At 71.7% G+C, this 11,408-nt stretch carries 13 protein-coding genes; 11 read left to right on the top strand and 2 right to left on the bottom strand.

What is annotated here, in order from left to right; all coding sequences use genetic code 11:
- From NCC78_RS19815 to NCC78_RS19780, 8 genes are all read left to right on the top strand, one after another.
- On the top strand, positions 1-313 hold a 313-nt coding region (locus NCC78_RS19815), incomplete at its 5' end, for a helix-turn-helix transcriptional regulator (protein WP_250796181.1).
- 556 nt (positions 314-869) lie between these two features.
- A complete protein-coding gene (locus tag NCC78_RS19810; protein ID WP_250796180.1) occupies positions 870-3,272 on the top strand; it encodes an ATP-binding cassette domain-containing protein in 2,403 nt (800 codons plus the stop codon).
- Positions 3,273-3,674: 402 nt separating this feature from the next.
- Positions 3,675-4,346 carry a hypothetical protein gene (locus NCC78_RS19805; RefSeq protein ID WP_250796179.1) on the top strand — a complete coding sequence of 224 codons (672 nt, stop codon included), beginning with the start codon at positions 3,675-3,677 and terminating at the stop codon, positions 4,344-4,346.
- A gap of 6 nt (positions 4,347-4,352) precedes the next feature.
- On the top strand, positions 4,353-4,922 hold the full coding sequence (locus NCC78_RS19800; RefSeq protein WP_250796178.1) for a MauE/DoxX family redox-associated membrane protein: 570 nt from the start codon (positions 4,353-4,355) through the stop codon (positions 4,920-4,922).
- Positions 4,919-5,461, top strand: coding sequence for a hypothetical protein (locus NCC78_RS19795; protein ID WP_250796177.1), 543 nt, complete (start codon positions 4,919-4,921; stop codon positions 5,459-5,461). The genes NCC78_RS19800 and NCC78_RS19795 overlap by 4 nt, the downstream gene beginning before the upstream one ends.
- Positions 5,458-6,399, top strand: coding sequence for a peptidoglycan-binding domain-containing protein (locus NCC78_RS19790; RefSeq protein WP_250796176.1), 942 nt, complete (start codon positions 5,458-5,460; stop codon positions 6,397-6,399). The genes NCC78_RS19795 and NCC78_RS19790 overlap by 4 nt, the downstream gene beginning before the upstream one ends.
- Positions 6,396-6,575 (top strand): hypothetical protein, encoded by a 180-nt coding sequence (locus NCC78_RS19785; RefSeq protein WP_250796175.1) that lies wholly within the window; start codon positions 6,396-6,398, stop codon positions 6,573-6,575. Before NCC78_RS19790 ends, NCC78_RS19785 begins: the two co-directional genes overlap by 4 nt.
- An 87-nt stretch (positions 6,576-6,662) precedes the next feature.
- Positions 6,663-7,160 (top strand): hypothetical protein, encoded by a 498-nt coding sequence (locus tag NCC78_RS19780; protein ID WP_250796174.1) that lies wholly within the window; start codon positions 6,663-6,665, stop codon positions 7,158-7,160.
- A 117-nt stretch (positions 7,161-7,277) separates the two neighbouring features.
- Here NCC78_RS19780 and NCC78_RS19775 read toward each other — a convergent pair whose 3' ends face one another.
- Positions 7,278-7,874, bottom strand: coding sequence for an AAA family ATPase (locus NCC78_RS19775; protein ID WP_250796173.1), 597 nt, complete (start codon positions 7,872-7,874; stop codon positions 7,278-7,280).
- 57 nt (positions 7,875-7,931) lie between these two features.
- On the opposite strand from NCC78_RS19775, the gene NCC78_RS19770 reads away from it, so the two are divergent.
- Positions 7,932-8,942 (top strand): tyrosine-type recombinase/integrase, encoded by a 1,011-nt coding sequence (locus NCC78_RS19770; RefSeq protein ID WP_250796172.1) that lies wholly within the window; start codon positions 7,932-7,934, stop codon positions 8,940-8,942.
- Between the two features lie 325 nt (positions 8,943-9,267).
- Positions 9,268-9,954 carry a hypothetical protein gene (locus NCC78_RS19765; protein ID WP_250796171.1) on the top strand — a complete coding sequence of 229 codons (687 nt, stop codon included), beginning with the start codon at positions 9,268-9,270 and terminating at the stop codon, positions 9,952-9,954.
- 42 nt (positions 9,955-9,996) lie between these two features.
- Here the strand turns inward: NCC78_RS19765 and NCC78_RS19760 are convergent, their stop codons facing one another.
- The gene (locus NCC78_RS19760) at positions 9,997-10,776 is read right to left on the bottom strand and encodes an endonuclease/exonuclease/phosphatase family protein (protein WP_250796170.1); all 780 of its coding nucleotides are present in this window, start codon (positions 10,774-10,776) and stop codon (positions 9,997-9,999) included.
- Positions 10,777-11,008: 232 nt separating this feature from the next.
- Here NCC78_RS19760 and NCC78_RS19755 point away from each other — a divergent pair.
- Positions 11,009-11,408: TSUP family transporter (locus tag NCC78_RS19755; RefSeq protein WP_250796182.1), on the top strand; the 400-nt coding region annotated here is incomplete at its 3' end.

Raw genomic sequence — 11,408 nt, 5'->3', positions numbered from 1 at the left:
GCACCTCAGCCGCCAGTTCCGGCTCGCCTACGGCGAATCGCCGTACTCGTACCTGATGACGCGGCGCATCGAACGCGCGATGGCGCTGTTGCGCCGCGGCGACCTCAGCGTCACCGACGTCTGCTTCGCCGTCGGCTGCGCGTCGCTGGGCACCTTCAGCACCCGCTTCACCGAACTGGTCGGGGTGCCACCCAGCGTCTACCGGGACCAGGGAGCGGGCGTGACGGCGGGGATGCCGCCGTGCGTGGCGAAACAGGTGACCAGACCGGTCAGGAATCGAGAAGCGCCCGGCCCCGAGCCGCACCTAGCCTGACTGCCATGGACACCACCACCCACCTGACCGGCACGGACCGCGCCGGGAACGACCCCGCGCACGACGTCGCCGGCGCCTGCGTCACCGACCCCGGGCTGCTAAAGGACCGATGAGTGCCGACCCCGCTCCCGCTCAGCGCCCCCACACCCGCGACGTCCAAGATCGACGCGCCGCCGGGGGAGCGGGGGAGTCGCACACTCCGACCTGCGCGCGCCCGCCGGCTCCGCATCTACCCGCGCTCGGCGCGACGTGAACGAGACGCCCGCCGCGTGCTGATGCGCGACGACCGCTGGCCGGTCTGACGCTTAGGCCGGCGCGCCGCGCGGCCGAGGCCCAGCGGCTCCACCGGTCCCACCGGCGCGGATACCTTGGTCCTTGCGCCGAGCGCGACCCCGACCAGCGTCAGCCACCCCGGGCCCGACACCGCCGATCAGGTAAGCCGCGACCGCGCCCCGCCCCAGGACCGGACGTGCTGCTGAAAGCGGGCCAGATCGAGCCAGGCGACGCCGACGGACACCGCGAAGGCTGCCCCCGAACAGATGGAGACACGATGAACATGGCCACGAGGACGGACACGCCCTCGCCTGCGCTGCACGCCGCCGACCGCCACGATCTGATCCGCGTGCAGGGCGCCCGCGAGAACAACCTCAAAGACGTCAGCATCGAGCTCCCGAAGCGCCGTCTGACGGTGTTCACCGGCGTCTCCGGCTCGGGCAAGAGTTCCCTGGTGTTCGGGACCATCGCCGCGGAGTCGCAGCGGATGATCAACGAAACCTACAGCGCCTTCGTGCAGGGCTTCATGCCGACGCTGGCCCGGCCCGAGGTCGACGTGCTCGACGGGCTGACGACCGCGATCATCGTCGACCAGCAACGAATGGGCGCCAACGCCCGCTCCACGGTCGGCACCGTCACCGACACAGGCGCCATGCTGCGCATCCTGTTCAGCCGACTCGGAAAGCCGCACATCGGCTCGCCCCAGGCGTTCTCCTTCAACGTCGCCTCGATCAGCGGAGCGGGTGCGGTCACCCTCGAGCGCGGCGGGAAGACCGTGAAGGAGCGGCGCAGCTTCAACATCACCGGCGGCATGTGCCCACACTGCGAGGGCCGGGGCTCGGTCACCGACATCGACCTCACCGAACTCTACGACGACTCCAAGTCCCTCGCCGAGGGCGCGTTCACCATCCCCGGCTGGAAGTCGGACAGCTTCTGGACGGTGCGGGTCTACGCCGAGTCGGGCTTCGTCGACCCGAACAAGCCGATCCGCAAGTACACCAAGAAGGAACTCCACGACTTCCTGTACAAGGAGCCCGTCAAGGTCAAGGTCGACGGCGTCAACCTCACCTACGAGGGACTCATCCCCAAGATCCAGAAGTCGTTCCTCGCCAAGGACCCCGACGCGCTCCAGCCACACATCCGGGCGTTCGTCGACCGCGCGGTGACCTTCACGACCTGCCCGCAGTGCGGTGGCACCCGGCTCAGCGAGGCGGCCCGGTCGTCGAAGATCCAGGGGATCAACATCGCCGACGCCTCCGCGATGCAGATCAGCGACCTGGCCGAATGGATCCACGATCTGAACGAACCCTCGGTGGCACCGCTGCTGACGGCGCTGGGGGAGACCCTCGACTCGTTCGTGGAGATCGGCCTGGGATACCTCTCCCTCGATCGGTCATCGGGCACGCTGTCCGGCGGTGAGGCGCAGCGCGTCAAGATGATCCGCCACCTCGGCTCCTCGCTGACCGACGTCACCTACGTCTTCGACGAACCGACCATCGGCCTGCACCCGCACGACATCCAGCGCATGAACGACCTGCTGCTGCGGCTGCGGGACAAGGGCAACACCGTGCTGGTCGTGGAGCACAAGCCGGAAACCATCGCGATCGCCGACCACGTCGTCGACCTCGGCCCGCGGGCCGGCGTCGAGGGCGGGGAAGTGGTGTTCGAGGGCACCGTCGACGGCCTGCGGGCCAGCGGCACGCTCACCGGGCGGCACCTGGACGACCGGGCCGCCCTCAAGAAGACGGTGCGGACCCCGTCGGGCGTGCTGCAGGTACGCGGCGCCAACACCCACAACCTGCGCGACGTCGACGTCGACATCCCACTCGGAGCGCTGGTGGTCGTGACCGGCGTGGCCGGATCGGGAAAGAGCTCACTGATCCACGGCTCGGTGTCGGGGCGCGACGGGGTGGTGTCGGTCGACCAGGCAGCGATCAAGGGCTCGCGGCGCAGCAACCCGGCCACGTACACCGGACTGCTCGAGCCGATCCGTAAGGCCTTCGCGAAGGCCAACGGCGTGAAGCCGGCGCTGTTCAGCGCCAATTCCGAGGGCGCCTGCCCCAACTGCAACGGCGCCGGCGTCATCTACACCGACCTGGCGATGATGGCCGGCGTCGCCACCGTCTGCGAGGTGTGCGAGGGAAAGCGGTTCCAGGCGTCGGTGCTGGAATACCACTTCGGCGGGCGCGACATCAGCGAGGTGCTCGCCATGTCGGTGAGCGAGGCCGAGGAGTTCTTCGGCACCGGCGAGGCGCGCACCCCGGCCGCGCACACCATCCTCGGCCGGCTCGCCGACGTCGGGCTCGGCTACCTCAGCCTCGGCCAGCCGCTCACCACGCTCTCCGGCGGCGAGCGGCAACGGCTCAAGCTGGCCACCCACATGGGCGAGAAGGGCGGCGTCTACGTCCTCGACGAGCCGACCACCGGCCTGCACCTCGCCGACGTCGAACACCTGCTCGGCCTGCTCGACCGGCTCGTCGACTCCGGCAAGTCGGTCATCGTCATCGAGCACCACCAGGCGGTCATGGCACACGCCGACTGGATCATCGACCTGGGCCCCGGCGCCGGCCACGACGGCGGCCGGATCGTCTTCGAGGGCACACCGGCCGACCTCGTCGCCGCCCGCTCCACCCTCACCGGCCAGCACCTCGCGGCCTACGTCGGTGTCCCTTCTCGTTCATCCTGAGCCACGTCAATCGCCCCTGACCCGTGCTGGCTCAAGATTGTGAGAACTGCTGTGCATCAGCTCTTCTCACTATCTTGAGCCGAGGTCCAGGTTTGTCGTCCGACACTCGAGATGCTGGCCGCTGCCGCCGACGGGGGAGAAGGCCGGCGACCGCGCCCAGTCCTCGCGATTCGTGATGTCCGCGTCCGGTCGGGCGCGATGGGTTCGATCCGGTGCGCGCTGCCGGATCTGCCCCGATCCAACGACCGAGAGGGTACGAACGGTCAACAGGTGTGGTGACGAAGAGCGCGTCGGGCTTGTCAGTGATGTTCGACACACGGATAATTCGACGCCACACACGCCGCACCTCACGGGGGAGGTGGAGTGATGGCAGCCACGGAGGCTCCTGTCGCACACCGTGCCATGGATGGCCGACGGTTCCTGCTCAGCGGCCCACTCGACCTCAGCGCGCCGTTCACCTCGGTGGTCGAGATGACCATCGCCGGCCGCCAGCACGAATTCACCGCCGGCTCGGTCGGCCTGGCCGACGAACTGGCACAGGCGCTCGGCGTCACCGGCTTCGACGAGCAGCTCAACTATCAGGGCGGCGCCCTGTTCACGGCGCGCGTGACGTCGTACGACGCGCAGGTGCGGCTGGACGAGGACCGACTGGTGGCGGCGTGGCGAGGGCGCCGGTACTGCTTCGTCACCCAGCTGTACGGCGCCTCGACCGCAGACCTGCTCGCGGTGCTGCGGACACTGCGGATCGCGGAGCACGACGACGGTCTCGTCGTGCGCCCCGACCCCCGGGCCGGCAGCCGGTACGCGGCGCCGGCAACGGTGATCAAGCAGGTGCCCGGACTCGGCCTGCTGGACATGACGCCGCTCACCGCGGAGCGCGCGCGACAGTTGCCGTCCTGGCGAGGGCTGCGAACCCGGGCGGGAGAACTCTTCCGGGACACGCTCTCGGACGGCAAGCCCTACTTCGTGCTCGCCGCCCAGGACACCTGGGTGACCGTGCTACCACTGGCCGACACGGTGGTCGACCGGGTACCGGACCTGGTCGACCGGCTACGCGTCCAATCGGCCGAGTGAGCTGTCGTGTCAACCCTGACAGCCAGCGTCGCGGCGTACACCGTGCTCCTCACCCTGCTCGTCGCGTGCGGTGAGCACCTCTCGAAGCCGGCAGCGCTGTCGACGGCGCTGGCCGCCCACCGGGTGGTCCCCTCGCCGTCCACCGTCGCGGCGGTGGTCATCGCGACCGAGGGCCTGCTCGGCGCAGCCGGAGTCGTCGCCCTGCTCAGCGACGACGGTGGCCGAGCGCTGGGCGTGGTCCTCGCCGGCAGTTGCGCGCTGCTCGCAACGTACGCGGGCTACGCCCGGTACGTGACGTCGACCGGCAGGGCCGTCCCCTGCGGGTGCTCCCGGGTCGAACTGCCGATGACCGGCTGGGTGGTGGCGCGCGCGGCCACGCTCGCCGGCATGGCCCTGGTCGGATCACTGCTGTCCGGCGCGGTCGTGCCGCTGGGGCGACCCGGCACCTCACTCACGATCGTCCTGCTCGCCGCAGCGACGTTCACCGCGCTCCTGGCGCACCTGCCAGCCGCCATGCACGACCCGACCCCGGATCAGCCGCCGCTCGGGGTGACACGAGGAGAGGTACCCGGATGAGTTTCCAGACGAGCGCGCTGATCCTGAGCTGGATCGCCATCCTGCTGCTGGCCCTCGTGGTGTCCGGCCTGGTACGTCAGGTGCACGCCCTGTCCAACGGCGCCGTCAACCGCCCTGCGTCCGTCGGCCTGCGGCCCGGCTCGCCGGCGCCCGGGTTCCGTGACCTGGCGCCGCCGTCCCCGGCCACTCTCGTCCTGCTCTTCCTCGACGGCGGCTGCGCGACCTGCGACCAACTGCTCGACGAAGCCACCGAACAGGATCCACGGACCGATGCCGTGCTTCGAGTCCTCTACCGGCAGGCTGTCCCGCCACAAGCGGCCGACCTGCCGATGACCATCCTCGGCGAGCAGGCGGACCTGTTCGACCGGTACGACGCGATCGCCACCCCGTTCGCCGCCGTGATCGACCCGGCCGGGCGCGTCCGGCGCTCCGAGCCCGTCGGCTCCCGGGTGGCCCTGCGCCAACTGCTCGACCAGGTCGGCAACCCGTCCGGCAGCGCCGACCAACCGACTCCGAGCCAACGAGGAGGCGCGCTGTGACCACCCTCGACGCCGTACCCGCCCTACGGGGGACAGACCCCGGTAGCGGCACCGCGTCCCGCCGGCACCCGCCGGCGAGCCGGACCAGGAGTCGTCTCACCACGTCCTGGGCGCTGTCCCGGCGCACGCTGCTCCAGGCCGGCACCGCGGTGGGAATGGCCGCGCTGAGCGTCTTCCCGGCCGCACGCCGCGCCTACGCCGACGGATACACGATCTATGGCGGATGCCCGACGTACGCCGCCGACCACAACTGCTCCCCGGGCTGCGGCCCGAGTCCGGTCTTCGGTGACGCCTGCAACACCAGCGGCAGCTACGCGGGCTTCCACAAGAACGACGGCACGACCTGGAAACTACGGCCGAACCAGTGCTACGCCGGCACGTACGACGGCTGGCTGTGGCGCTACGCCGGCGCGTGCGGCGCCTGCGCCTGCGGCGTCGAACGCCGGTGCCATGACGGGTACCGGAAGACCAGCTCGGGCTGGGTCAGGTCGATCTGCCGCTGGAACACCAGCTGCGGCTGCCTCACCTCGGTCAACTGGCCCACCACGAAGCGCGGCCAGAGCGGCACGAACGTCTACACCGTGCAACACCTGCTGACCGCTCACGGCTATTCGACCACGGTGGACGGGATCTTCGGCAGCGGCACCGAGACCAGGGTGAAGCAGTTCCAGACGGCCAAGAAGCTCACGGCGACCGGCGTCGTCGACGCCAGGACGTGGCCCCTCCTGGTGCGGACCGTGCGTTATTCCAACAGCGGGCACGCCGTGCGCGGCGCGCAGCGGCAACTCAACAAGCACGGGTACAGCCTGCCCGTCACCGGGTACTTCGGCTCGCAGACCGACGGTGCGGTACGGGACTTCCAGCGGAAGAGCGGGCTCTACGTCGACGGCATCGTGGGACAGAACACCTGGCGCACCCTCACCGGCGGCACCGTGTGACGAACCAGCCGCCACCCGTACGACCCGTTCCGTCGCTGCGCCGCTGGGCCACCCACCCGCTCGTACCCGTCCTGCTGTTCACCGCCGGCGCGATGCTCGCCGCCGCGTACGGGCACGTGCTCACCTGGGCGGTTCTCGGCGGGCTGGCCGGCTACACGCTCTCCGGCTCGGTTTGAACTCGCAACAGCGCGTACGCGCTGGCCTCGCCCGGGCGGCGAGATCGGAATCCGCAGGGGACGCTGCTCACCCTGTTCGTCCTGGGGTTGATCGCCGGCGGCCTGCTCAGCGGGGTGGTCCTCGGGGCGCTCTCCGGGTTGTCGGCACCACTGCCGGCGTCCTGGCGGTACGCGCTCATCGTGGCGGTGGCGCTGCTCGGGGTGCTCCGGGAGGCCGAGGTGGTGACCATCCCACTGCCGCAGAACGCTTCGCAGGTGCCGCAGGACGTGCTGCGGCACAGCCCTCGGCGCGGAGCACTGCGATTCGGTTTCGAGCTCGGCACCGGCGTGCGTACGTACGTGTCGGCCACCGCCCCGTACGTGCTCGCGGTCGCGGTCTTCCTCGGCGGTCAGCACCTGCAGGTCGCCGTGCTCGCCGGTCTCGGTTTCGGCGCCGGGCGGGCCGCCACCCCGCTCATCCGCCGCGCCTCCGGGGCGGTCGAGGACTGGGACGCCGACCTGGGCACCCGACTTCGCATCATCACCGTGGCGGGGTGTGCCGCGCTCGCCGTCTCCTTCGGCCTGCTCTTCCTGCATCAGTTGTAGCGGCCGAATCAGGCGAGGGCTCAAGTTCTTGAGAATGGCCAAGATGAATGAGAAGAGACACCTACGTCGGCGCCTGACCGCGTGCCAGACACCGTGACCCAAGTTCGATAATGCACATTATGTAAAGTAGAGCGGACCAGGCCCTCCCTCGCCCCCTGGGACGGGAGGCCCGGTCAAGCGCCGCAGGTGCGCCTGCACCAGCGCCACCCGTGCCGGCACCGGCCCTGCCGGCACGGAAACCAGCTCGTGGCCGTGCTCCCGGTAGACCTGCTCGTGGACGCGGGCGAACTCCAGCGACTCGGCGTAGCCGATCCGGCGGGCCGCGCTGGGCGTCACGAAGCCCAGCGGTTGGACGAGGAACACCTGCCGCTGGTAGATCCCCTGGCGCCGCGCCCGGTCGACCTCGGCGGCGAGCGTGGCGCCCACCGGACGGCCGAGATACCGGGCCAGGGCGAGCGTGCACAACGGTGACCGGTCGTGGACCTGCACGGCCCCGCCGGCGGCGTCGCAGCGCGCGCGCTGGAGCCGGACGACGGCGTCGAGGAAGCCCGGTGAGTTCCACGGCTCGTCGACGCCGCGTGCCTGCCCCGCGGCGATGACGTCCGTGGCGGCCTCCGCGACGACCTGGTGTCCCCGTCGACGCAGCGCCATCGCGAGCGTCGTCTTGCCCGCCCCGGGCGCGCCGGTCAGGACGTAGCGCCTCGGTGGGCTCACGGTCTCCCCTCTCCCGCCCGTTGCCGGGAAACCCGAGAATCATGCATAATATGCCTTATGCATGACAAACGGGACGAATCGGTAACACTGTTGATCGAGGAGTTCCTGACCGCCCGCGCCACCCGCAAGCCCTCCCCCCACACCCTCGAGGCGTACCGGCGGGACCTGCGTACCGTCGCCGCGCTGGCCGCCGAGGAGGTGTCCCCTCCCCTGCCCCTCGACGCGCTGCCCGTCGAGGCCCTCACCCCCCGCGTCATGCGCGCGGCGTTCGCCCGTTTCGCCGCCCCTCGCGCGGCCGCCTCGGTGCACCGGGCGTGGTCCACCTGGAACAGTTTCTTCTCCTTCCTGGTCGCCGACGGTGTCGTCGCCGGCAATCCGATGCCGGCGGTCGGCCGGCCCCGGGCCCCGCTCCCCCAGCCGAAGCCGCTGCGCGGCGCGGACACCCCGGAGCAGTTGCTCGCCGCGGTGGCCCGCGAGGACGGTCGGCAGCGCGACCCGTGGCCGCAGCGGGACGTCGCGGTGCTGGCGTTGGCGCTCTGCGCGGGGCTGCGGTTGTCGGAGCTGCTGGCGTTGCGGGTCGGCTCGCTGGCGGGTCGGCCCGGTGAGCGGCGCGTCGAGGTCGCCGGCAAGGGCGGGCGGCCCCGGGTGGTGCCGGTCGAACCGGAGCTGGACCAGGTGCTGGTGGACTACCTGGAGAGTCGGGCCCGCCGGTTCGGGTCGCGGACGGTGCGCCCGGACGGCGCGCTGCTGGTGGACCGTCGGGGTGAGCCGCTGCGCCGCGGTGGGCTGCAGTACCTGGTGGAGTCATGTTACCGGCGGGCGGGTGTCGGCGACCGGGTGCCGCGCGGGGCGCGGCTGCACGCGTTGCGGCACACGTTCGCGACCCGGTTGGCGGAGGACGGGGCGAGCGCGGCGGAGATCATGCGGTTGCTGGGGCACGCGTCGTTGGCGTCGTCGCAGACGTACATCGAGGTGACTGCCGGGCAGCAGCGCGACGCGGTGCGGGCGAACCGCACGAACCGTGCGCTGGCCGCGTTGGTGGCGGCGGACCCGGCGGCGCGGTCGTGAGGGTGGGTGCGGCGCGCGCGGTGGCGGCGCAGTGGGTGTGGGCGTACGCGGCGCGGGAGCCGGGGTTCGCCGGTGCCTTCTTCAGCGGTTCGACGGTGGGGGCGCCGGACGGGGCGGTGTTGCCTCCGTCGTCGGACGTGGACGTGCTGGTGGTGCGCGGCGGGCCGGTGGGCAAGGTGGGCAAGTTCCGCTGGCGTGGGGTGCTGTTGGAGGTGACGTACCTGACCTGGGAGGAGTTGGGGTCGCCGGAGCAGGTGCTGGGGTCGTTCGTCTTCGCGGGCTGTTTCGCGGCGGACGGGGTGATCGCCGATGGCGGTTGGCGGCGGTGCGGGAGCGGGTGTCGGCGGGGTTCGCCGACGCGGTGTGGGTGCGGCGGCGGTGTGCGGCGGTGCGGCGGCGGGTGGCGGACGGGTTGCGGGCGCTGGACGCGTCGGCGCCGCTGCACGCGCAGGTGACGGGGTGGTTGTTCCCGACGTCGTTGACCGCGGTGGTGCCGGTGGTGGCGGGGTTGGGCAATCCGACGGTGCGGCGGCGGTACGTGGCGGCGCGGGAGGCGTTGGCGCAGCACGGGTTCGGTGGTGTGTATCCGCGGTTGGTGGGGTTGCTCGACGGTGGCGGGGTGGGCGTGGATCGGGTGCGGGGGCACCTGGCGGGCCTGGAGCGGACGTTCGACGTGGCGGCGTCGGTGGCGCGGACGCGGTTCTTCTTCAGCGCGGACGTGACGCCGGTGGGGCGGCCGGTGGTGGCCGACGGGAGTCGGGAGTTGATCGACGCGGGGTCGCACCGGGAGGCGATGTTCTGGATCGTGGCGACGTACGCGCGGTGTCACGCGATCCTGGCGGCGGACGCCCCGGAGTTGGTGGCGGGGTTGTCGCCGTTGTTCGAGGCGGCGGTAGCGGATCTGGGGGTCGCCTCGGCCGGTGATCGCCGGCGGCGGGCGGACGAGGTGGTGGCGTTCCTGCCGCGGTTGTGGTCGGTGGCGGAGGAGATCGTGGCGGCGCGGGGGCGGTAGGCGCGGGGTGGGTTGTTCGGCGTCGCGTTGCGGGTGGTGGCGTCAGCCGAGGTCGACCAGGAGGGGGCGGTGGTCGGAGATGGTGGACAGCGGGGTGTGCACGGCGGTGACGGGTGGGAGCTGGTCGAGGCCGTGCCGGTCGGCCAGGATGTGGTCGAGTTGGACACGGGGTTGTCCGGCGGGGTAGGTGGGGCGGCGGCCGAGGGGGTGCCAGCCGGAGACGAGGCGGGCGGGGCCGGCGGGCAGGTTCAGGTCGCCCAGCAGGATGCGCGGGGCGGGCAGGGTGCGTAGGGCGCGGACGGTCTGGCGGAGTTGGTGGGCGTTCCAGCCGGGGACGAAGGACAGGTGGGTGGCGGCGACGGTGAGGGGGCCGCGGGGGGTGTCGAGGACGGCGGCGAGGACGACGCGGGGTTCGTCGCGCAGGAGGATGAGCCCGCCGCCGGGTCCGGGGACGTAGACGGGTGAGCGGACGGGGGCGGGGCGCAGTCGGGTGACCTGCCAGCTGTGTACGCGGTGGCGGGTCACCAGGCCGATGCCGTAGCAGGGTTCGCCGTGGCCGTCGTCGTCGTGGCGCAGGGGGCGGAACTGTTCGCCGGGGGTGCCGACGACGGCGGCGGCGAAGCGGTGTTCTCCGGCGTGCAGGGCGCGGGCGGCGATGGCGGTGAGGTCGAGTCCGCCGCTGCGGCTCTGGTCGCGGTCGACCTCTTGCAGGGCGAGGACGTCGGCGTCGAGTGCGGTGACGGCGGCGGTGAGTCGGTCGGGGTCGACGAGGCCGTCGGTGAGGGATCGACCGTGCAGCAGGTTGAAGGTGGCCAGGCGCACCTTTGCACCCTACGTCGCCGTGGCATGGTTGCCGGGTGTTGAAGGTGCTGATCTGTTCGATGCTGGTGTTCGTGGTTCTGGGTGCGGCGGGGGTGTGGTTGCGTCGTCAGCGCCGGCGGTGAGGCCGGTGCGGTGAGGCTGGCCACAGCGGCTCCGCCGCGCGGCGTGGGGGTGGGAAGAATGGCCGCCCGTGGATCCTCTGTCGCTGACCACCCTGCTCGTTGCGGCCGCCATGGCGGGTTGGGTCGATGCCGTGGTCGGTGGTGGTGGGTTGCTGTTGTTGCCGGCGTTGCTGGTGGCGGCGCCGGGGATGCCGGTGGCGTCGGCGTTGGGCACGAACAAGTTGGCGGCGATCGCGGGTACCACGACGGCGGCGGTGACCTATGCCCGGCGTACGAAGGTCGACTGGGTGGTGGCGGGGCCGTCGGCGGGGTTGGCGGTGTGCTGCGCCGGGTTGGGTGCGGCGCTGGCGGGTGCGGTGCCGGCGTCGGCGTACCGGCCGGTGGTGTTGGCGGTGTTGGTGTCGGTGGCGTTGTTCGTGGTGCTGCGGCCCCGGTTGGGTGTGGTGGCGGTGCCGCACCGGCGGACCCGGGTCCGGGTGGTGGCGGTGGTCGCGGTGGCCGGGGTGGGTG

It is taken from the genome of Micromonospora phytophila (genome assembly GCF_023656545.1).
In the GTDB taxonomy this organism is placed as follows: domain Bacteria; phylum Actinomycetota; class Actinomycetes; order Mycobacteriales; family Micromonosporaceae; genus Micromonospora; species Micromonospora phytophila.
This window is presented reverse-complemented; position numbering and strand designations above follow the sequence as displayed.